19 protein-coding genes are annotated in these 21,675 nt (G+C 71.7%); 14 read left to right on the top strand and 5 right to left on the bottom strand.

Going from position 1 to position 21,675, the window contains the following annotated elements; all coding sequences use genetic code 11:
- Both AFR_RS11195 and AFR_RS11200 read right to left on the bottom strand, forming a co-directional pair.
- The gene (locus tag AFR_RS11195) at positions 1 to 492 is read right to left on the bottom strand and encodes an NUDIX domain-containing protein (RefSeq protein ID WP_023360444.1); all 492 of its coding nucleotides are present in this window, start codon (positions 490 to 492) and stop codon (positions 1 to 3) included.
- A complete protein-coding gene (locus AFR_RS11200) occupies positions 485 to 1,267 on the bottom strand; it encodes an Rv1486c family protein (RefSeq protein ID WP_041840785.1) in 783 nt (260 codons plus the stop codon). Before AFR_RS11200 ends, AFR_RS11195 begins: the two co-directional genes overlap by 8 nt.
- 89 nt (positions 1,268 to 1,356) lie before the next feature.
- Between AFR_RS11200 and AFR_RS11205 the strand changes: the two genes are divergently transcribed.
- Positions 1,357 to 2,160: a DUF3097 domain-containing protein gene (locus AFR_RS11205; RefSeq protein ID WP_041840786.1), complete on the top strand. Its 804-nt coding sequence runs from the start codon at positions 1,357 to 1,359 to the stop codon at positions 2,158 to 2,160.
- Here the strand turns inward: AFR_RS11205 and AFR_RS11210 are convergent.
- Positions 2,144 to 3,094, bottom strand: a complete 951-nt coding sequence (locus AFR_RS11210; protein ID WP_023360450.1) for an ArsR/SmtB family transcription factor — start codon at positions 3,092 to 3,094, stop codon at positions 2,144 to 2,146. The two genes, AFR_RS11205 and AFR_RS11210, sit on opposite strands and share 17 nt — an antisense overlap.
- A 72-nt stretch (positions 3,095 to 3,166) precedes the next feature.
- On the opposite strand from AFR_RS11210, the gene AFR_RS11215 reads away from it, so the two are divergent.
- Complete coding sequence (locus tag AFR_RS11215) at positions 3,167 to 3,919, top strand: isocitrate lyase/PEP mutase family protein (RefSeq protein WP_023360452.1); 753 nt, start codon at positions 3,167 to 3,169, stop codon at positions 3,917 to 3,919.
- Between the two features lie 41 nt (positions 3,920 to 3,960).
- Here AFR_RS11215 and AFR_RS11220 read toward each other — a convergent pair whose 3' ends face one another.
- Positions 3,961 to 5,274: a serine hydrolase domain-containing protein gene (locus AFR_RS11220; RefSeq protein ID WP_023360454.1), complete on the bottom strand. Its 1,314-nt coding sequence runs from the start codon at positions 5,272 to 5,274 to the stop codon at positions 3,961 to 3,963.
- 120 nt (positions 5,275 to 5,394) lie between these two features.
- On the opposite strand from AFR_RS11220, the gene AFR_RS11225 reads away from it, so the two are divergent.
- The 9 genes from AFR_RS11225 to AFR_RS11265 all read left to right on the top strand — a co-directional run bounded on the left by AFR_RS11225 (position 5,395) and on the right by AFR_RS11265 (position 15,692).
- Entirely contained in the window at positions 5,395 to 5,844 is a 450-nt protein-coding gene (locus AFR_RS11225) for an NfeD family protein (protein WP_041840787.1), read from the top strand.
- Positions 5,845 to 5,873: 29 nt separating this feature from the next.
- A complete protein-coding gene (locus AFR_RS11230; RefSeq protein WP_023360458.1) occupies positions 5,874 to 6,989 on the top strand; it encodes an SPFH domain-containing protein in 1,116 nt (371 codons plus the stop codon).
- 133 nt (positions 6,990 to 7,122) lie between these two features.
- On the top strand, positions 7,123 to 7,791 hold the full coding sequence (locus AFR_RS11235; RefSeq protein WP_041840788.1) for a hypothetical protein: 669 nt from the start codon (positions 7,123 to 7,125) through the stop codon (positions 7,789 to 7,791).
- Between the two features lie 34 nt (positions 7,792 to 7,825).
- A complete protein-coding gene (locus tag AFR_RS11240; protein ID WP_041842022.1) occupies positions 7,826 to 8,416 on the top strand; it encodes a dihydrofolate reductase family protein in 591 nt (196 codons plus the stop codon).
- Positions 8,417 to 8,418: 2 nt separating this feature from the next.
- Positions 8,419 to 9,228: a TrmH family RNA methyltransferase gene (locus AFR_RS11245; protein WP_023360464.1), complete on the top strand. Its 810-nt coding sequence runs from the start codon at positions 8,419 to 8,421 to the stop codon at positions 9,226 to 9,228.
- A complete protein-coding gene (locus AFR_RS11250) occupies positions 9,212 to 9,754 on the top strand; it encodes a GNAT family N-acetyltransferase (protein ID WP_023360466.1) in 543 nt (180 codons plus the stop codon). The genes AFR_RS11245 and AFR_RS11250 overlap by 17 nt, the downstream gene beginning before the upstream one ends.
- Complete coding sequence (locus tag AFR_RS11255) at positions 9,754 to 10,884, top strand: MalY/PatB family protein (RefSeq protein ID WP_023360468.1); 1,131 nt, start codon at positions 9,754 to 9,756, stop codon at positions 10,882 to 10,884. The genes AFR_RS11250 and AFR_RS11255 overlap by 1 nt, the downstream gene beginning before the upstream one ends.
- Before the next feature lie 2,491 nt (positions 10,885 to 13,375).
- Positions 13,376 to 14,686, top strand: coding sequence for an FAD-binding oxidoreductase (locus tag AFR_RS11260; protein ID WP_238547263.1), 1,311 nt, complete (start codon positions 13,376 to 13,378; stop codon positions 14,684 to 14,686).
- A gap of 124 nt (positions 14,687 to 14,810) precedes the next feature.
- Positions 14,811 to 15,692, top strand: coding sequence for an endonuclease/exonuclease/phosphatase family protein (locus AFR_RS11265; RefSeq protein ID WP_023360473.1), 882 nt, complete (start codon positions 14,811 to 14,813; stop codon positions 15,690 to 15,692).
- 480 nt (positions 15,693 to 16,172) lie between these two features.
- Here the strand turns inward: AFR_RS11265 and AFR_RS11270 are convergent, their stop codons facing one another.
- A complete protein-coding gene (locus AFR_RS11270) occupies positions 16,173 to 17,528 on the bottom strand; it encodes a MurL-like N-terminal domain-containing (RefSeq protein WP_023360475.1) in 1,356 nt (451 codons plus the stop codon).
- Between the two features lie 30 nt (positions 17,529 to 17,558).
- Here AFR_RS11270 and murD point away from each other — a divergent pair, with 30 nt between their 5' ends.
- From murD to AFR_RS11285, 3 genes are all read left to right on the top strand, one after another.
- Positions 17,559 to 18,911, top strand: coding sequence for a UDP-N-acetylmuramoyl-L-alanine--D-glutamate ligase (gene murD, locus AFR_RS11275; protein WP_023360477.1), 1,353 nt, complete (start codon positions 17,559 to 17,561; stop codon positions 18,909 to 18,911).
- A 362-nt stretch (positions 18,912 to 19,273) separates the two neighbouring features.
- The gene (locus AFR_RS11280; protein ID WP_023360479.1) at positions 19,274 to 20,245 is read left to right on the top strand and encodes a MurR/RpiR family transcriptional regulator; all 972 of its coding nucleotides are present in this window, start codon (positions 19,274 to 19,276) and stop codon (positions 20,243 to 20,245) included.
- 50 nt (positions 20,246 to 20,295) lie between these two features.
- Entirely contained in the window at positions 20,296 to 21,603 is a 1,308-nt protein-coding gene (locus AFR_RS11285) for an extracellular solute-binding protein (RefSeq protein WP_023360481.1), read from the top strand.
- Positions 21,604 to 21,675: the final 72 nt, after the last annotated feature.

Here is a 21,675-nt window from a genome sequence, read left to right on the forward strand (position 1 = left end):
TCAGCGGGACGCGAACCAGCGGTCGGCCACCCGGGTGTGCAGGTCGAAGCCGAGCGGTTCGGGTCCGGACAGGACGTGGCGGCCGATGGCTTCCTTGCTGGTCACGAAGGTCGGCAGATCCTCCTCCGAGGACAGTGCCGGCAGCAGACCGAAGATCAGCAGTGTGGAGTCCGGCGCGCTGATCGTGTCGTAGAGGCGTACCGAATCGGGGTCTGCCGTGAGGCCGACCTCCTCGCTCAGCTCGCGGACCGCGGCCTGCTCCCAGGTCTCGCCCACCTCGATGAAGCCGCCCGGCAGGGCCAGGCGGTCACGCGCCGGCGCGATGCCGCGCCGCACGACCAGCAGGCCGTCGCCGACGGGCTGGAGGACCACGGCGACCGGGGTCGGGTTCAGGTAGCTCGTCTCGCCGCACGCGCCGCAGCGCCGCGGCCACGGCTGACCGGGGACGAAGCGGGCGCCGCAGAACGTGCAGTGGGCATATCTGTCAGGCATGCAGAGGAGCGTTGCACGCGGCGACCAGCGCCTGGCGGCAGGCCGTGGTCAGCGGGCGCAGCGCCGCGTCGCGCTGCTGGGCCTCGTATCCGTTGACCGCGCCGCCGGGGGCGCTGTGCTCGGCCAGGGTCAGGACCTGGTCGAGGATGCTGGCCCGGGCGAACAGCCGTCGTGAGCGCGGGTCGAAGCCCGGTGGCAGCGTGGCGGTGCTCTCGGGGCGGCGCAGGGCCTGCAGCGCGCCCGCCAGCTCGGGACGCCACTGGGCGACGTCCAAGCGGGTCAGCTGGCTGGTCGCCTCGGTCAGGGCGGTGGTCAGCTCGATCTCCGCCTCGGCCGCGCCGAGCTGGAACGTCGGGCGGAACTCGGGCACGGGGTAGAAGCGCCACAGCACCGTCTCGAACGCCACGCCGGAGCCGGAGGTGTGCCGCCGCAGCTCGGGCACGATCCCGAACGCCGGTGTGACGATCGCCTCGCCGACCAGCATCGCGGCACCGGTCAGCTCACCGGGTCCGGGCAGGCCGCGCGGGTCGCCGGGTGCGGGCAGGACCAGACGGATGTCGTCCGGGCGCAGCTTCGCGAACGCGGGCAGGGCCTGCCCCAGGGGCACGTCGGTCCATGTGCCGGGGGCATCGGCGACGAGGTGCTCCTCGTCGCCGGCGATCTCGTCGGCCAGCTCGTCGAACGGGACGAGACCGGCCCGCCAGGCGCGTACCCACGCCACGAACCGGGTCGACCGGCGTGCCGTGAGTGTCGCCGCATCTGCTGCGGGGGACATGCGAGCAAGGGTACGTGCCCGCCGGTGAGTCTGTCTCGGCCGGAGCGTCGGAACCGGCGTGTCCGGGTGGAGGGTTTACCGTGCCTCTCATGTATGGGGAGGACGTCATGGCGGGCAACTGGCGCCGCCGCAAGGTGATTCCCGAGGTGGACGCCGAGCGTGACCTGGTCGTCGAGGACGTCGATTCCGGCTTCTGCGGCGCGGTTGTCGGTTTTGAGTTCGGCGCGGTCGTGCTGGAGGACCGGCACGGCAAGCGGCGCAACTTCCCGCTCGAACCGGCCGCGTTCCTGCTCGAGGGCCAGACCGTGACCCTCCGCAAGCCGGTCGCCGGTCCCGCCCCGGCGGCGCGGCAGCGCACGGCGTCGGGCTCGGTCGCGGTCGCCGGCGTACGCGCACAGGTGGCCAAGGCGAGCCGCATCTGGGTCGAGGGTGTCCACGACGCGGCCCTCGTCGAGCGGATCTGGGGTGACGACCTGCGCATCGAGGGTGTTGTCGTGGAGCCGCTGGACGGCATCGACGACCTGGCCGGTGCGGTCCGCGACTTCCACCCCGCACCGGGCCGGCGTGTCGGCGTCCTGGTCGACCACCTCGTCCCCGGCTCGAAGGAGAGCCGCATCGTCGCCGCGGTCAAGGACCCGAACGTGCTGGTCACCGGGCATCCGTACATCGACGTGTGGCAGGCCGTGAAGCCCGAGCGGGTCGGCTTGAAGGCGTGGCCCGTGATCCCGGTCGGTCAGCCGTGGAAAGAGGGCGTGTGCCGGGCGGTCGGCATCAGTGAGCCCTATGAGATGTGGCGGCGGATCCTCGGCAGCGTGAACAGCTACAAGGACGTCGAGACGCCGCTCATCAACGCGATGGAACGACTGATCGACTTCGTCACCGAGCCGAGCTGAGCAGGGCTTCCGCGAGCGCCGTCCGCACGTTGAGGACGCTGCGGCCGTGCCGGTGCGCGGCGACCAGCCCGGCCGCGCGCAGGGCCGTGAGGTGCTGCGAGACCCCGCCCGCGGTCATCCCGGTCCGCTGCGCCAGCTCGGTCGTCGAGGTGGGCACGCCCAGTTCGACCAGCAGCCGGGTACGCCCACGGCCGAGCACCGCCCCCAGCGCCTCCGGGTCGCCCGCCCGGCTCTCCCACAGCGTGGCCACCCCGCGGGCCGGATAGGCCAGCTGCGGCACGTCACCGGCGAAGACGCTCAGCACCGACGGCCACACGAAGACCGACGGCACCAGCACCAGGCCGCTGCCGCCCGGCACGTCCCCGGCGGTGCAGTGGTGCTTGCTGACCCGCAGCGTGCCGCCCTCCCAGCTGACCCGCTCGTGCAGGTCGTTGAGCAGCACGGCGGCACCGTCCTCGGCGAGGCGGCGGGACTGCGCGAAGACCTCGGCGTCGAGCAGCAACTGGATCCGCGGCCAGTGCGGTGCGAGCGCTTCCTGCCAGAACGCGTTGATCTCGGCGGCCAGGCGGATGAGTCCGGCTTGCGGGTCGGTGTGGAGCTCGCGGAGGGCTGCGGTGCTGTGGGCGTACAGGTCGAGGTGCTGACGGACGACGGCCGGTGGGGTCGCGGTGAGCCGGACCAGCTCGCCGGCCAGGTCGGGGGTCAGGCCGGGCGGCGGGGGAGTGAGGAAGTCGGGCAGATAGTCCGGCTCGCGCGGCACGAGATCCCACAGCAGGGTGCCGCGCGGCGCGCTCACCCGATCGGCCCAAGGCAGGTGTACGCCGTGACTGCCCGGATCGCGCAGCACCCGCACAGCCGCCACGACCTCCCACAGGCAGGAGACGGCGAACCGGATGCGCGCGACGGCACCGGCCGACAGACCGATCGCGACCACGGTGGTCCCCTCGACGTTTTAGCTGCAGCTGAATGATTATCGCCGGGTCCCGCACCCGCCGACACTGGCCGCATGACCGACTTCCGTGACCTGCACGTCCCCGGCAAACCGCTCGTCCTCGTCAACGCCTGGGACGCCGCCAGCGCCCGCATCGTCGAGGCGGCCGGTGCTGTTGCCGTCGCCACGACCAGCGCCGGTGTCGCCTGGAGCCTGGGTTTCCCGGACGGTGACGCCCTGGACCGGGACCTGGCCGTCGCGGCCGTGGCCCGGATCGCCGCCGTCGTCTCGGTGCCGCTGAGCGCCGACATCGAGAAGGGCTACGGCGATGTCGCGGAGACTGTCCGGCTCGTCCAGGCGGCCGGGGCGGCCGGCGTCAACATCGAGGACGGTGTCACGGCTGAGCCGGACCGGATCGCCGCCGCCCGGGCCGCCGCGCCGGACCTGTTCCTCAACGCGCGCATCGACACGTTCCTGGCCGGTGCCGGCGGGCTGGACGAGACGCTCGAGCGGGCCGCCGCCTATCTCGCGGCCGGTGCCGACGGCATCTTCGTTCCCGGCGTCACCGACCCGGACACGGTGGCCGCACTGGTCGAGGGCATCGCCGCGCCGGTGAACGTGATGGCCGGCCCGGGCGCGCCGTCGATCGCCGAACTGGCCGAGCTGGGTGTCGCCCGGATCAGCCTCGGTTCGGCGGTCGCGCAGGCCGCCTACGGGCTGGTCCGGCGGGCCGCGCTCGGCGTCGGCGACTACTCGGACCTCGCCGGGGCCGAGGACTACGGCGTGCTGAACAGCCTGCTCACGCCGGGCGCTTCGGGTCGCGGCTGAGATTCCTCACGCCGGGTGCTTCGGGTCGCGGCTGAGATTCCTCACGCCAGGTGTTTCGGGTCGCGGCTGAAGACGAAGGTCGCGATGTCGAGGGTGACGACCTCGCCGTCCGGGTCGCGCAGCACGGTGAGGACCTCGCCGGTGTTGGTGCCCGCGACGCCGCGCCACCGGTCGGCCGACTCGCGCACGAAGCGCCAGGGCGCCCGCGCCGCGAAGCCGACCGGCTTCATCACCAGGTCGGCGCCCTCGGTGAGCACCTCGAACTCGCCGCCCATCCACCACCAGCGCCCGCACAGCTCGGCGCTCTCACCCTGCGGTGCGGGCGCCGGGCGCCACGGCTGCGGCGCCACCGGCTCGGTGTCCAGGACCGCGGTCAGCGCCTCCAGCGCCACCGCGCGGATGCTGGTGCCGCGCAGGCCGTACGCGTTGGCGAAGGCGATCACCCCGGTCCGGCTGGGCCGGTGGACGAGCAGCTGGGAGACGTACCCGGGCATCGAACCGCCGTGGCCGACGTACACACGCTCGCCGACCCGGTTGAGCTCCGGCCCCAGGGCGTGCCCGGCCGTCCACGTCTCGTCCTGCATGACGACCGGCGTGCACATCTCGTCGACGGTCTCGCGGCTGAGCACGGTCGGCGCCGGATCGGCCAGGAACGCCGCCCACTTCGCCATGTCCGTCACCGTCGACCACAGCTGACCCGCCGGTGCCATCGCGCCGGCGTCCAGCCGCGGCTCCTCGTGCAGGCTCCCGTCGAGCGAGTGCACGACGTAACCCCGGGCGTACGGCTCGACGGGCGCGTACGTGGTCCTCTTCATGCCCAGCGGATCCAACACCCGCTTGCCGACCAGATGCGCCCACGACTCGCCGGTGACCCGCTGCAGCACCGCCCCGAGCAGCCCGTACGCCAGGTTGGAGTAGTGATAGGTCCGGTACGGCGGCCCGGCGATCTTGTCGAAGGCCAGCTCCGCCAGCAGCTGTTCGACGTCACCGCCGGTGTTGCGCTCCCACCACGGCCCGTCCGGCTCACGCTGGAGCCCGGAGACGTGCCCGAGCAGCTGGCGCAGGGTGATGCCGCCGACCGGGGTGCCCGGCAGATGCCGGTACAGCAGGTCGTCGAGGGCGAAGAAACCCTCGTCCCGCAGCTGCATGATCATGGTGGCGGTCAGCGTCTTGGTGATCGAGCCGAGCCGGTACTGGGTCTTCGGGTCCGGCGGCGGGGTCTCCCCGGCGCCGGTGAAATGCAGCAGCGAGCGGTCGCGGACGACCGCCAGCGCCAGCGACGGCGCTCGGCCCGCGGACTGGGCGCGGGCGGCGATCTCGGTGACGCGTCGGCCGGTTTCCGGCAGCAGGGACACGGTGAACCTCTCTCGGGCGGTGGTGGTCCAAGGTCTAACTGAACGGCGCCGATATGGCTACGCCGTAAATGGGGGTCACGCCCCGTCGCCGCGCGAGCGTAGACGTGTCACGATCAGAGGGTGGAAGCTGTGCTCTGGATCGTTCTCGCCATCGCCCTCGCGATCGCCGAGGCCTTCACCGCGACCTTCCTCGTCATCTTCTTCGCCGCCGGTGCCCTGGCCGCGGGCGGTGCGGCCGCTCTCGGCGCACCGCTGCTGGTGCAGGCCATCGTCTTCGCGCTGGTGTCGGGGCTGTCGGTCGGCGCCATCCGGCCCATCATCATGCGGCACCAGCAGTCGGCGGCCGAGTCGGGCGACACCGCGTTCGGCATCGAGGCGATCGAAGGTTCGCAGGCGATGGTCCTCGAGGAAGTGACCGCCGACCACGGTCTCGTGAAGATCGACGGTGAACTCTGGACCGCGCGCTCCTTCGACGGCGCGGAGACCTACGCGCCCGGCGACCGGGTCCGGGTCATCAAGGTCAAAGGCGCCACGGCGATCGTCTGGCGCGACGACCACCCCAATCTTTGAGCAACCGTCACATAGAGGAAAGAGACGCCATGGAAGTCGTGATCGGTGTACTCATTTTTGTGATTGCCCTGTTTGCGGTGATCACCCTGGTCCGTTCCGTTCGGATCGTCCCGCAGCAGCGGCACGACGTGGTCGAACGGCTCGGCAAGTACAAGCGCACCCTGTCACCGGGCCTCAACCTGCTGGTGCCGTTCGTCGACGCCGTCCGCACCAAGGTGGACATGCGCGAGCAGGTCGTCAGCTTCCCGCCGCAGCCCGTCATCACCTCGGACAACCTCGTGGTCTCCATCGACACGGTCCTCTACTTCAAGGTCGTCGACCCGGTACGCGCGACGTACGAGATCGCGAACTTCCTGCAGGCGATCGAGCAGCTGACCGTCACGACGCTGCGTAACGTCATCGGTTCGCTCGACCTGGAGCGTGCGCTGACCAGCCGCGAGGAGATCAACCGGCACCTGTCCGGTGTGCTCGACGAGACCACCGGCCGGTGGGGCGTCAAGGTCACCCGGGTCGAGATCAAGGCCATCGAGCCGCCGCCGAGCATCCGCGACTCCATGGAGAAGCAGATGCGCGCCGAGCGTGACCGTCGTGCCGCGATCCTCACCGCCGAGGGTGTCAAGCAGTCCCAGATCCTCACGGCCGAGGGTGACAAGCAGTCCGCGGTGCTGCGCGCCGACGGTGACCGGCAGGCCCGGATCCTCACCGCCGAGGGCCAGGCCAAGGCCATCCGGACCGTCTTCAACGCGATCCACGAGGCCAACCCGAGCCAGAAGGTCCTGGCCTACCAATACCTGCAGGCCCTGCCGCAGATCGCCAACGGCACGGCCAACAAGGTCTGGATCGTCCCGACCGAGCTGACCCGGGCCCTGGAGGGCATGGGTGGCGCGCTGGGCGGGCTGGCCAACATGGTCGGTGACCTGCCGTCGTCCTCGGTCGACGCCAGTGCCGTCGAGCGTGAGGCCGCCGAGGCCGCGGAGGCCGCCGCCAAGGAGGCCGCCGCCGTGAACGCCCAGGTGCGCGCGGCCGAGGCACAGGTGACCGGAGGTGACGGCCCCAAGGGTCTGCCGGCACCGGACGCCGTCCCGCCGGCCTCGGCTCTGGGCAGTGCCGACTACAACGGTGCGGGAGAGCCCGAACGCGCCTGACCTCCGCGAGGAGGTGCAAGATCGGAGTAGATACCGCAAAACCCCGCGCAGTGCGCGGGGTTTTGCCATGCTGACCGAGGATTCCGACCGGTGCCCCCGGCCGCTCGGCTTGAGCCCTGACCAAGGCGGAGCCATGAGCACAAGTCAGCACCAGACCGCTAGTGGACGTCCGTTGCGCGTGGCGCCGGCCTGGGTGGGCGGTGCGCGCGGACATGCCGCGGGTGAGCACCTGCTGCCCGTACGCGAAGCGGTGTGGATCTGGTCCGTCCGAAGGTATGCGCGGGTCTCGCTGTGGGCCCTGCCGATCGGAGCGGGCCTCTACGGCTGGACCACCCTCGGCGTCGCGACGCCGCCGGGCCCGGTCCTGGTCGAGTTGGCCGCCGGCTGGCTCTGCGCCATCGCGATGATCGGGCTCGCCGGCCTGCTGGCCGGCTCGCGGACCCGCCGATCGGCCGTCGCCGGCCTGCTCATCGGGATGGCCGGCTTCATGATGCTGCTCCCGCTCGCTGCCCTCCCGGACGGCGCGGGCCCCGCCGGTACGCCGCTGAGCGCCGATCAGGTGCACACCGCGTCGCTGGTCGCGGCGGCGGTCACGGGCACCGGCTGGCTGCTGCTGGGCTGGGCGGTGTTCCGGTCCAAGCTGGTCAACCCGGCCGACGGCATCCTGCTGATGCTGGCCGCCGTGTCGATCGGCGCCGGCTCGTACGCCGTGCGCCCGCTGCCCACCGTCGGCGCTATCCTGCTGCTGGCCGCGGGCATGGGACTCGCCTGGACCGGTTCCCGGCTGATCCCCCCGGCCTGACTTTCCGTCGTACCCGGGTGGCATGCTCGGCGGCATGACGAAGGTGGTCGCTGACATCTCGGTGTCGCTCGACGGATTTGTGACCGGCCCTGATCCCGATGTCGAGCACGGCCTCGGCACGGGCGGCGAGGCCCTGCACACCTGGGCGTTCAGCTCCGATCCGGTCGACCGGGAGGTGCTCGCCACCGCCACGGACGCCACCGGCGCGGTCGTGATGGGCCGGCGGCTGTTCGACATCATCGACGGCCCCCACGGGTGGAACGACGAGGTCGGTTACGGCGCCGGTCTGGCCGCGCCCCCGCCGGTGCTCGTGGTGACCCGCAACCCGCCGGAAAAGGTCCGCCTGGCCGACCGCGTCACCTTTGTCGTCGACGGCGTGAGCAGCGCCATCGCCAAGGCCACGGCCATGGCCGACGAGCGCGACGTGGTCGTGATGGGCGGTGCCGAGGTCGTCCGGGGCGCTCTGGAGGCCGGCCTGGTCGACGAGCTGCGGCTCCACCTGGCCCCCGTGCTGCTCGGTGGTGGGACACCACTTTTCACCGGCGGTGCCGCGCCGCGCGAGCTGCGCCAGCTCCACGTGCGGGTGTCCGCGCACGCCACCCACCTGACCTACCGGGTGGACTGAGCGTGCCCGAGGTTCAGCTGATCACCGATCCCGACGACGAACGCCTCGGCGACTACCGCGCCCTCACCGACCTCGAGCTGCGGACCAAGTGGGAGCCACCCAACGGTCTTTTCATCGCCGAGGGTGAGCTGGTGCTGCGGCGGGCGCTGCGGGCCGGATACGCCCCCCGGTCCTACCTGGTCGACGTCAAGCGCGCCGACCAGCTCGACGACGTGCCGGGTGACGCACCGGTCTACGCCGCTACTCCCCAGGTCCTCGAGCAGGCGACCGGCTTCCACGTGCACCGCGGTGTGCTCGCCTCGTTCCACCGGCTGCCGCTGCTCGCCGCGGACGACGTGCTCGCGACCGCCCGCCGGGTGGCGATCCTCGAGGACGTCAACAACCACACCAACATCGGTGCCGTCTTCCGGGGCGCCGCCGCTCTCGGCATCGACGCCGTCCTGCTGTCACCGTCCTGTGCGGACCCGCTCTACCGCCGCAGCGTGCGCGTCAGCATGGGCGAGGTGTTCGCGGTGCCGTACGCAAGATTGGAGCCCTGGCCCGACGGCCTGGCCCGGGTCCGCGAGGCCGGGTTCACCGTGCTGGCCCTGACCCCCGCGGACGACGCCGTGCCGATGCAGCGCCTCGACGCGGCCCAGCGTGCCCGCCCGGCGCTGCTGCTCGGCGCCGAGGGACCCGGCCTGTCCCGGCACGCCCTGGCCGCCAGCGACGTGCCGGTCCGCCTGCCGATGCGCCGCGGTGTCGACTCGCTCAACGTGGCCGCCGCGGCGGCCGTGGCCTTTTGGGAGCTGGGACGTGACGACGATCTCTGAGCTGAGGACCGACCGCCTGCTGCTGCGGCAGTGGCGCGATTCCGACGTGCTGCCCTGGGCGGCGATGAACGCCGACCCGCTGGTCCGCGAGTTCTTCCCCGAGATCCTCACCTACGAGCAGAGTGCCGCGTCCGTCGCCAACTTCCGCGGTGAGCTGGCCGCGCGCGGCTGGGGCTGGTGGGCCCTCGAAGTGGCCGCGACCGGCGAGTTCATCGGCTTCGCCGGTCTTGACCCGGTCGACGAGGAGCTCCCGTTCGGTGGTGTCGAGGCCGGCTGGCGCCTGGCCCGGTCCGCCTGGGGCCACGGGTACGCCACCGAGGCCGGGCACGCCTGCCTCGACTACGGCTTCGACGTGCTGGGGCTCCCCGAGATCCTGGCCATCACCGCCGTCGGCAACGACCGCTCCCGCGCGGTGATGCACCGCCTCGGCATGACCTACGACCCGGCCGACGACTTCGACGACCCGACCGTCGACGGCCCGCTGCGCCACTCCGTGGTCTACCGCATCGCGAAGGCGGTGTCCTGATGCACGTCGACCCCCTCGAGACCCTCCGCCGGCGCCGCAGCGTCAAGTGGCGCACCTACCCCGCCGACGTCCTGCCGCTCTTCGTGGCCGAGATGGACTACGCCCTGGCCCCACCGATCGCGGCCGCGCTGCGTGCGGCCGTCGACGCCTCCGACACGGGCTATTCGGCGGCCCAGCCGGACCTCGGCATCGCCCTGTCCGGCTTCGCGGCCCGGCACTGGGACTGGGAGCTCGACCCGGCGTCCGTCACCGCGGTCACCGACGTCGGCGTCGGCGTGGTCGAGCTGCTGCGCCTGCTCGTCCGGCCCGCCGGCAGCGTAGTGATCAGCCCGCCGGTCTACCCGCCGTTCTTCGACTGGCCCCCCGAGGCGCAGGCCCAGGTGCGCGAGGTGCCGCTCACCGCCGAGTTCCACCTCGACCTGCCCGCCCTGGAGCAGGCCTTCGCCGCCCACCCGGCGGTCTACATCCTCTGCAACCCGCAAAACCCCGTCGGACGCGTCCACACCCGCGACGAGCTCACCGCCCTGGTCCGCCTCGCGCGGCTCTACGGCGTCACCATCGTCAGCGACGAGATCCACGCCCCGCTGGTCCTGCCCGGTGCCGAGTTCACACCCCTTCTGACCGTCCCCGGCGCCGGACAGGTGGCGATCACCGTGGCCTCGGCCAGCAAAGGCTTCAACCTGGCCGGCCTCAAATGCGCCGCGATCGTCACGGGCAGCCCGGCCATGGCCGCCGTGGTCGACCGCCTCCCACCGGACGTGCGGTGGCGCACCGGACACCTCGGCGTGATCGCCACGGTCGCGGCGTACACCGAGGGCGACGACTGGCTCGCCTCCCTGCACACCGCCCTGGACGCCCGCCGCACCCAGCTCGGCGAGTTGCTGCGTACCCGCCTGCCCACCATCAGCTGGCGCCCACCCGAGGCGACGTTCCTGGCCTGGCTGGACTGCCGTGCCCTGGGCGCCGACGACGAGCCGCAGCAGCTCTTCCTGACGTCAGCCAAGGTCGCCCTGGAGCCCGGCACCCGCTTCGGCGCGGCCGGTGCCGGCTACGTCCGCCTGAACTACGCCACGAGCCCCGATATCCTCGACGAAGCAACCGCACGTATGGCGAGCACCACCCCCAGGTAGCGCCAGCAACCCGGCCCCTCCGGCAGTACGGTTGTACTGTTCGCGTCGTTCTGCGGTCGGGGGTGTGCAGGTGTCGTCCGGTTCCGGTTCCGACCCCCACATGCTCGCGCTCCTCCGCGCCATCCGCCTCCGCCTGGCCGCCCCCGAAGCCGCCGAAGCCGGCGCGGCCGACACCGAAGCCGCCCTGGCTGCCCAGGGCCCGCCGCCGGAGCCCGTCCACCCGGACTGGGTGGTGCATCCGCACTGGCCGGAGCACGTGTCCGACGAGCAGGTGACCGGGCCGCCGGCCGTGGGCCCTGCGCTCCCGTCCGCCGCGCGCCCCGAACTGCCCGCCGCGCCTTCGCCGTCACCAGGGTCGTCTCCGTCTACGCCGTCACCAGCGTCTTCGTCGTCGCCCGCGTCTCCGCTTCGTTCCGCGTCTTCGTCGTTGCCCGCGTCTCCGTTTTCTTCGGCGTCTTCGCCGCCGCCCGCATCCTCCGCCTCGTCCGCGCTTCCGCAGTTACCTGCGTCGTCGGCTGAGCCTGCGTCTTTGCCTTTGCCTGCTGCGCATCCGTTCCGTGACCTCGTCCGGGGCGGGGTGCCTCGTTCTGAACGGGAGATCGCGGAGGCCGAGGCGCAACGGGTGGGCGGCGCCTTCCGGCCCGGTGACTTTCAGGCCGGGGTGGGCTCGGTTCCGAGCGGCCCACGGACGCCCTACCCCAGCGGACCGAGCGGCCCTGGACCCAGCGGTCCCGGACCGGCTGGTCCCGGTCCCAGCGGACCAGGGCCCACTGGGCCACCGCCCAGCGGCCCTCCGCCCTCCGGGCAACCGACTTCATCGCCTGCACCACCCTCACCATCTCCCGGCGGGCAACCGAGTTCGTCTCCCGTGCCCCCTTCGTTCTCGCCCGGCAGCCCGCCGAGCTCGTCTCCGTCTTCGCCGGGCGGGCAGCCGGCTCCCGCGCCGTCGCCGCCTTCGATCGCGCCCGGTGGGCAGCCGGCACCAACGCCTTTGCCGCCTTCACCTGGTGGGCAGCCCACTTATTCTCCGGCGCCGCCTTCGCCTGTCCCGGGCAGCCAGCCGACGCCTGCGCCGCCTGTTCCGGGTAGGCAGCCGACTCCCGCGCCTGCGCCGCCTGCTCCGGGTGGGCAGCCGGCGCCGGCGCCTCTGCCACCTTCCGGCGGGCCGCCGACGGGGTCGCTGCCGGGTGGCGGTGCGTTGGGGCCTGGGGGTTTGCCGCCTGGTCGGCCTGGCTCCGGGGTGCAGACGCCTGGTTCTGGTCCGGCTGGGCCGAGTGGTCCCGTTCCCGGTGGGTTCGACTCGCCTGGGTGGGGGCCGGGAAGGTCTGCTCTGATGCCGCCGTTGCCCGGTGGGGTGCCGACGCGGCCAGGTATGCCGCTGGCTTCTGGTGGGCAGGCCGGTGAGAACGGAGGTTCATCCGGCGCTGGTGCGGGCAAGGGGCAGGGCATGTCTTCCGGCCCACCCATGTCCGCTAACGGCCTCGGCCGGGTGACGCCCAACCCGATCGCTGCGAGCGGTGGTTATCCCCAAGGTTCGTCGATTCTTCCCGCCGTTCGGCCGGCGATGGGCACGACTCCCGTGCCGGGTGCCGCACCGGTTCCCGGCGCTGGGCAGGCCCCTGCCCCCGGAACCTCAGGTCCGGCCGGCCTCCCCGGTGGGCAGGGCGCCGGCGGACCCGGTGCGGCCGGGCAAGGCGCATCCGGCGCAGGCGTAGGCGGTCCAGGCGCGAATGTGCCGGGTTCAGGCGGCTTCAGCGGAGGCGCTCCCGGCGCAGGCATCCCCGGCACGGCCGGGCCGGGCTCAGGCAATCCGGGCTCAGGTATTCCGGGCGCGGCGGGGTCAGGCTCGGGCGTCCCGGGCTCAGGCATTCCCGGCGCGGCCGGGTCAGGCTCGGGCGTCCCGGGCTCAGGCATTCCCGGCGCGGCCGGGTCAGGCTCGGGCGTCCCGGGCTCAGGCATTCCCGGCGCGGCCGGGTCAGGCTCAGGCGTCCCGGGCTCAGGCATTCCCGGCGCGGCCGGGTCAGGCCCAGGCGTTCCCGGCTCAGGCTTCCCTGGCGCGGGCGGATCTGGTTCTGGCGCCTCCGGCGCGGGTGGAACAGGCGCGGGTGGTTCGGTTCCAGGTGGTTCAAGTCCGGGCGGTCCAGGCATGGGCGGCGCGGGGCAGGGTGGCCTTGCACCCGGCGCCGGTGGCGTGGGCGCACCAGGCGCAGGTGCTCCAGGCGTTGGTGGTCCAGGCGCGGGCGGGTCGGGTGCGGCCGGTGGGGGACAGAGCGCGCTGGGGCCCGGCGCGGGCGGTTCGGTGACCGGTGGCGCGGGCGGATCGGGTGCGGGTCAGAGTCCCGGGTCGGCGCTTGTGCCGAGCGGCCAGGTCCCCGGCAGCGGTCTGGTGCCGCGTACCAACCCACAGACCCCCGGCACTCCGGGCGTTGTGGTGCCGCGGTCGGGGCCGACTACCGCGTACCCGCCGGGTGCTGGGCCTTGGGGTGTGGGTGTGCCGGCACTGCCGGCGGGCAGTACCGAGCCGATCAGTGGGATTCCGGGGATCGGCGGGCCGCGGTCGGTCGGGCAGCCGTGGCCGGGGGATCCGGTCACGCCCGCGAGCCCGTTCGGGCCGGTGCGGATGCCGGGGATGGTGCCGCCTGCGGGCGTACGCCCGGGGTTGCCCGCTGATGGCATGGACCCGGCCGATGACGCCGCGTTGCACGAGATTCAGCGGCTGCTGAGCAACAGCCTGTCGCTGGCCGGTGGGCCCGAGGATGTCGCTGTGCGGTTGCGGGCTGCGCTGGCGCAGGCGCAGCCGGCGTTGTTCGCGAAGCTGCCGGGCGGTCCGGTCTGGCAGGCCGAGCAGCTCGCGCAGGCGCTGACGTGGCTGGTGCACAACCTCGACCAGCCGCCGCTGCTGGCCGCCGCTAGTGGCCGGCTCGGTGTGGCGCTCGCGGAGTGCGGGGTGCTGCCGCAGCAGTTGCAGCTGGCCGGGGCGGCGCTGGCGGAGGCGATGCGCGCCGGGATGCCCGCGAACGGGTGGCGGCAGGACTTCGATCAGGCGTGGCGGTCGACGTGGCAGCACGCGTACGAGTGGATCGCGCACGGGATGGCGGGTGCGGCGTACCAGCCGGCGGTGTGGATGGCTGTGGTGGTCGGGCACGAGCGGCGGCGGGACGATCTGGCGGTGCTGCGGTTGCGGCCGTACCTGCCGATGCCGTACCGGCCGGGGCAGTACGCGCGGATCGAGGTGCCGGAGCTGCCCGGCATCTGGCGGCCGTACTCGCTGGCCGGGGCGCCGCGGCGGGACAACATCGTCGAGCTGCACGTGCGGGCGAAAAGTGAGGCCGGCGTCAGTGGCACGCTCGTCTATCACACGCAGGTCGGTGACACGGTTCGCATCGGGCGGTCCGAGGGGGAGATGGGTCTGCCCGAGTCGGGCCGTGACCTGCTGATGATCGCGGGCGACACCGGTGTGGTGCCGTTGAAGGCGTTGCTCACCGAGCTCGCCGCCACCGGTGATCCGCGGTCGGCGGTGCTGTTCTGGGGTGTGCGCACGCTGGCCGAGCTCTACGACGGCGACGACGTGGCGGAGATCGCCCGCGCCTGCCGCCGGGCCACGGTCATCCCGGTGATCTCCGAGGGCGAGGCCGGCCCGTACGCGTCCGGCCTGGTCACCGACGCCGTCGCGGCGTACGGGGAATGGTCGGAGCACGAGGTCTATCTCGCCGGCCCGCCGCTGATGCTGGTGGCGACGAGCGCCGCGCTGCAACTGCTCGGGGTGGCGCCGGAGCGCATCCACCACGACCGGCCCGAATGATTCGGTTTCGCGGCTTATAACGCACTATCGGTTACCTGATCGGTGGATGAAACACCGAGAGTAACGCTCGTAAGGTCGAGGCGCAGCCCAAAACCGCCCCTCGTCCTCACCGGGAGTAACACCTGTGCGGTCACCGGAACCGGCCCGGCGCAGCCTGATGCCGATCGCCGCCCTGGCAGCAACCGTCATCCTCCTGGTCACGGGAGCGGCCTCGGTCAACGAACCGGCGACGAACATCGCCGCAGGTGGCGAGGCGGTGCCGGAGTCCGGCCGGGCCGTACGCCCGGCGCCGGCCCCGACCGTCCGGGTGATGTCCTTCAACACCTGCGGTGCAGCCTGCAACGACGGCGAAGTCCCGCGCACCGCGGCCTACCTCGCCCGCACGGTGATCGCCCAACGCTCCGAGGTCGTGTTCCTGCAGGAACTCTGCCGCAGCCAGTTCCGGAAGATCCAGAGCCTGACCCGCACCCGCGGCTACCAGGCAATCTTCGCCGCGCAGACCAGATCCCGCCGCTGCGGTGGCGACTTCGGCGTCGCCCTCCTGGTCCGCGGAAAAACCTGGGGCAAGGTGGTCCGCCGGCTCCCCGGCCGCCCCGGCTTCGAACGCCGGGTACTGCTCGGCGCGCAAGCCCAGGTCGCCGGCCGCCAGACCTTCGTCGCGGTCGTGCACACCTCACCCAGCGTGCGCGCCGGCCGCCCCCGCCAACTACGCGCGGTTGCCGACTTCCTGCGCCCCTACGCGAGCGGCCCCGCCATCGTCGGCGGCGACTTCAACACCCTCCCCGGCGATCCCGGCCTGTCGGGCCTGCTCTCGCGCACCGCAGGCGGCACCGGGCGCTACCTCGAACTCGACCAGCTGCGCCGCCGCCCCACCTTCGAAACGGTCAGCCGCAAGATCGACTACATCTTCGCCTCGGAAAGCTCCTTCGCCTCCCCGGCCGCCGCCGGCCTGCGCACCACAATGTCCGACCACCGCATCTACGTAGGAACCTTCCGAGCCATTTGATGCGGTTTTGATGGCGGCTTTCTGACGGCGGTTTTCTTGACGGCGGTCCTTTGACGGCGGTCCTTCGGCTGCTTCGGACAGAAATTCATGTCGTAGGTCCGTGCCTGGCACAGACCGTCGCTCCCGCCGATTGCCAGGTCCGTGCCCGCTCACCCGCCGGTGAGTCGAAGTAACCCAAGTGCCGCGGCCAGGGCCCGACGCGCACGGGCGGCACTAGGGTCCGGCCGCGGGGTGTCAGGGCCTCGTCGCATGACGTGCGCGCACTAGCGTCCCAGCGCCCCTCGCGCCGATGGCGAGGTCCGTGCCGCTCACCCGCTGGCGAGCCGGAGTGGCCGAGTGCCGCGGGTCAGGGCCTCGACGGCCACGGAGTCTGGACGCGGGGTGTCAGGACCTTGTTGCACGACGTGGACGCCCGGGCGTTCGAGCGCCGCTCGCGCCGGTGGCGGGGTCCGTGCCGGCTCGTCTGCCGGTGGGTTGGAGTCAGTCGAGTGCTGTGGCGAGGGCCTTGGCGTAGGCGGGCGGTACGAAGGTCTGGCCGCTCGGTGTCATGACCTCGTCGCGCGACGCTGCGGCCCAGGCGTCGGCCGGCACCGCCGCGCGCAGCGCCACGATCACCGGCGCGGAGCTCCACTGCGGGTCGTCGCCGAGCATTGTCAGCGCGACCAGGGATTCTTCGACCTCGCCGACGCATTCGAAGGGCTTGTGGGCGTCGATGCCGAGCAGTTCCAGGTAGCCCGGGACCTGGGCCGGGTCGGCGAACAGGTCGCGGCCGAAGATGTGGGTGAGGCGGTCGCGGGACATCGACGGTGCCATGGCCAGGGCCACGAAGCGGCATTTCGGGCAGTCGCCGCACCAGCGGACGGTCGGGTCGTGCAGTTTGAACGCCTTGTTGCAGCTGGTCACCACGTCGTCGTACGCCGTGTAGCGCGCGAACAGCTGGGCGATGTGCAGCTCCGACAGGGAGCGCAGCAGGGAGAAGTACGGCTCGGTGATCCCGGTGTGCGCCGTGACGGCGGCCCGGAGCAGACCTTCGGCCTCGACGCCCTTGGACCACTGGTGGTTGATCTCGTGACCGTTCCAGACCAGGTTCGGGTCCGACGCGGAGCGCTCGTTGGACATCACCACCGGGCCCAGACCGTGCAGGGCGGCAGTCGCGATCGCGATCAGGGAGTTGATCGCCGTCACGGGGATGTGGCCGTTGAGGGCGCCGGCCTTGTTGAGCTCGAACAGGCGCGGGTCGAGCTTGCGGCGGGCGGCCAGCGCGGGCAGGCCGGACGCGGCGTTCACGTTGACGATCACCGGGTTGGGGTTGACCGAGAACGGCACCGGGTCGAACCCGGCGGCGCGCAGGATCTCCAGCGTGACGATCGAGTCCTTGCCACCGCCGACGGCCGACAGCGGGCGGCCCTCGACGATCGGGAGCGGCGAGGCGGCCGGTGCGACCTCGGGCACCTCCACCGCGAGTGACAGCACGTACGGCAGCTTGTTCACGTACGCGTACTCGCCGAGGCCCTTGGTGTAGACGGCCGTGAAGAACGCCGCCGCCTCGGTGGGGAAGGCCGTCGGGACCACGATGCGCGGCGCCGCGCCGACCTTGTAGTAGCTGACGCCGGCCACGACGTGCAGCAGCTCGAGCACCTTGAAGAAGTGCTCGGGCGGCGCACCGCCGGTCACGGGGAAGGTGATCGTCTCGGTGAACTCCAGCGGCTCGGGACCGTCGAGGAGGTAGTCGAACTCCGCGACTCCCGTCGCCGGATCGAACCTGTATGCGGGGAACCGCATGACCTCGAACTGCGCGTGCACCCGGAAGCTCCCGTCGTAGGACCAGCGAGCCATACTAATGCGACTCGACCGAGGGAGACGAAAGTGCGCCTGACCGACCTGCGCGGACGTTCCGTGGCCGTCTGGGGGACCGGCCGTGAGGGCCGTGCCGCCGTCGTTGCGATCGCCGCTCACGGTCCGTCGCGCCTGATCGCGGTGGACGACAGCGCCAACTTCCTCTCGGTGCCGTGGGAGGGCGAGCTGGCCGCCCTGGCGCCGCTCGCCGGCGGTGATCACGCGTTTGCCGCCCTGGTCGCCGCCGATGTGGTCGTGCGGTCTCCGGGTGTGCCGCAGACGCACCCCTGGATGGCGGAGCTGCGGTCGCGGGGTGTCACCGTGACCGGTGGCAGCGCCCTGTGGATGGCCGACCACGCCGCCCGGACGATCGGGGTCACCGGCAGCAAGGGCAAGAGCACCACGTCGAGCCTGATCAGTCATCTGCTGGCGGCGGTGGGCCGGCCGAACGTCTTCGGCGGCAACATCGGTGTCCCGCTGCTCGACCTGCCTCCCGCGGAGCAGTACGTCCTCGAGCTGTCCAGCTATCAGTGCAGCGACCTGACCGACTCGCCCCGGGTGGCCGTGGTGACCTCGCTGTTCCCGGAGCACCTGGACGCGCACGGCGGTGAACGCGAGTACTACCGCGACAAGCTCAACCTGCTCGCGCACGCGCCCGAGCTGATCGTGATCAACGGCGCGGACGAGCGGCTGGTGACCGAGACGGTGGCCGTGAAGGACGCCAACGGTTTTGCGGCGATCCCGGCCGGCGGCGGTGACTCGCGGTTCCGGGTCGAGGACGACGGTGAGGTGTACTGCAGCGACGAGGTGCTCTTCCCGCGTGGCACGCTGCGGCTGCGGGGCCGGCACAACGGCCGCAACCTGTGTGTCGCCCTGGCCGTCCTGGACGGCATCGGCATCGACGTGGTGGCCGAGCGCGACACGCTGCGGGCGGCCGTCGAGTCGTTCCAGGGGCTGCCGCACCGCCTGGCGGAGATCGAGGACCCGTCCGGGCTGACGTTCGTCGACGACACTCTCTCGACCAGCCCGTACTCCGCGATGCACGCGATCGACGCGTACGAGGGCCGGCCGTTGACCGTGCTGGTCGGCGGGACCGACCGCGGCCTGGACTATGCGCCGCTGCGGGAGCACCTGCGACACCTGGAGCTGACCGTGATCGGGTTGCCGGACAGCGGGCCGCGGATCCTCGAGGAGCTCGCCGGTCTGCCCGGGGTGCGCACCGAGGAGGCCGAGGATCTGCCGTCGGCGGTGCGTCTGGCGCGCAAGCTGACGCCGCCCGGGGGAGTGGTGCTGCTGTCGCCGGCGGCGCCGAGTTACGGGCGGTTCCGCAACTTCGAGCACCGCTCCGAGGTCTTCGCCCAGGCGGTCCGCGACAGCGCCTGACGGGTTCTGGACGAAATTATTGCCAGACCGTGATCTTGTTTCGAAACGCCCTCGCTGGTTGCGAGGGCGTTTCGCGTTGTCCGCCCACTCGGCCGTTCGGCCGAGGTGAGAACGCCGTTTGACCCCGCTGTGCACCGCAAAAGGCCGATGAACAAACCGGTCTAAACGGGTGGATGTGATGGCGGTCACGCCGTTTCGGCCATATAGGGATCGACGCGTGTCAACCGGCTCCCGTGTCACACACATTTACGGATGTGCTCTTGGTAACGGTTTGAAAACTTCACCCACGGGCTTGACATGAGGGGTCAGAAAGTAAGAACTTTTACCGCGACAGTTAACACTCCTTTCTGAAGGGACGGCCCATGGTCGAGCCAGACGTGGACGGCACCGCCACTACTGCGGTCGTCGACTCGCTGGTGCGCGACCAGGCCCCGCATGTCGTGATGAACAACTCCGACGGGGTGCTGGTGCGGGTGCGCACCCTGCTGCCGGAGTTCACCGGTGCCCTGCAGCGTGTCGCCGAGCAGGTCCTCACCGATCCGGCCGCCGCCTCCCGCGCCACCATCGTCGAGCTGGCCGAGCGCAGCGGCACCTCACCGGCCACGGTGACCCGCTTCTGCCGGGCCCTGGGCTTCGACGGGTACGCGGATCTGCGTCTCGGCATCGCCGCGGAGACCGGCCGGGCCCGCGCCTCGGGCTGGACGGTCGACATCGGCCGCGAGATCCAGCCCAGCGACCCGCTCGAGAGGGTCCTCGGCCAGATCATGGCCGCCGACACCCGGGCCATGCACGACACGGCCTCGCTGCTCGACCTGGCCGAGGTGGAGCGGGCCGCGGTGGCCATCGCCTCCGCGCCGCGGGTCAACATCTTCGGTGCCAGCGGCAGCGCCCTGGTCGGCGAGGAGATGCAGTTCAGCCTGCACCGCATCGGCGTGGCCGCCTGGGCCTGGACCGACGTGCACAACGGGCTGGCCAGCGCCGCGCTCTCCCGCGCCGGCGACGTCGCGCTCGGCATCTCGCACAGCGGCGAGACCGGCGAGACGATCGAGCTGCTCGCCGAGGCCAGCAGCCGCGGCGCGACCACCATCGCGCTCACCAGCTTCCCGCGCTCACCCCTGGCGGAGCTCGCGGACATCGTCCTCGTGACCGCCACCCAGGCCACGACCTTCCGGCCGGACGCGCTCTCCGCGCGCCACCCGCAGCTGGTCGTCCTCGATCTGCTCTACGTCGCCGTCGCCCAGCGGACCCACGAACGTTCGCACGCGGCCTTTCAACGCACCGCCCAAGCCGTCCACGGTCACAAAGCCGTCAAGGACGGGAGCCCCACCCCATGAACACGAGATCCCCTCTCACCCCATATTTCATTTCGTCCAGGAGGAAAAGCGTGAAGCGCAGAATCGCGGTTGCCGCGGCTCTCGCAGCGACGCTGGTCGGAGCCGCCGCATGTGGCTCGAGCAGCGACAGCAGCGAAACCCCCAACGCCAACGCATCGGTCAACGGCGCAGGCAAGACCATCAAGGTCTGGCTGATGGTCGACGCCCAGTCCGGCTGGCCCGAGGTCGTCAAGCAGGCCAACGACCGGTTCACCCAGGCCACCGGCGCCCAGGTCCAGGTCGACTACCAGCAGTGGACCGACCACCTGGCCAAGCTCGACACCACCCTGGCCGGCAACGACGTCCCCGACGTGGTCGAGCTGGGTAACACCGAGATGCCGAAGTACGTCTTCAACCAGGCGTTCGCACCGCTCGACAAGGGCCAGTTCGAGAACTCCGGCCAGTGGCTGACCGGTCTCTCGGCGCCGTGCGAGCTCGACGGCAAGACCTACTGCGTGCCGTACTACGCCGGTGCCCGGGTCCTGCTCTACCGCACGGACCTCTTCAAGGACGCCGGTCTGAGCGCGCCGAAGACCTACGAGGACGTCGTGGCCGCGGCCAAGGCCCTCAAGGCCAAGAACGGCAACGACAAGCAGTTCTCCGCGTTCCTGATGCCGGGCAAGTACTGGTACGCCGCGATGGCGTGGGTGCACGGCAGCGGCGGCGAGATCGCCAAGAAGGACGGCGACAAGTGGGTCGGTTCGCTCTCCGAGCCGGCCGCGCAGGAGGGCCTGACCAAGTGGGCCGACCTGGCCAAGACCTACTCCAGCGGTGACCCCACCAAGGACGAGGCCGACCAGGACCCGGTGTTCGCCCAGGGCAAGACCGGCATGATCTACGCCAACGGCTGGGAGCTCGGCGCTGTGCAGGAGCAGCTCAAGGACCCCAACGACCCCGCCTCGGCGAAGGTCAAGACCAAGGTCAACGGCAAGGTCGCCTCGGCGCCGATGCCGGGCGTGCCGTCCTTCCTCGGTGGCTCGAACGTCGCCGTCACGGCGAAGAGCCCGAACGCCGATCTGGCCGCCAAGTGGGCGCAGATCTTCACCGACGCCAAGTCCCAGGAGGGCCTGATCGCCAAGGGTGTTCTGCCCAACGCGACGTCCCTGCTCGACAAGGCGGCGGCGGTCAAGGGCAACGAGGCGACCGCGCAGGCCGCCAAGGAGACCTGGTTCGTCCCGATGGCGCCGAAGTGGTCGGACGTCGAGTCGGCGAACGTGCTGCAGAACATGCTGGTGAGCATTGCCACCGGTAAGTCCTCGGTGGCCGACGCCACCAAGGAAGCCGACGCGAAGATCAACGAGATCCTCAACGCCAGCTGACGGACGCGTGCCGCCCGCCGCGAGGCGGGCGGCACGACCCGGCACCTCACTCCCCCCGCAAGAGAGGTAAGG

Origin of the sequence: Amorphoplanes friuliensis DSM 7358, from assembly GCF_000494755.1 — a bacterium.
GTDB lineage: Bacteria > Actinomycetota > Actinomycetes > Mycobacteriales > Micromonosporaceae > Actinoplanes > Actinoplanes friuliensis.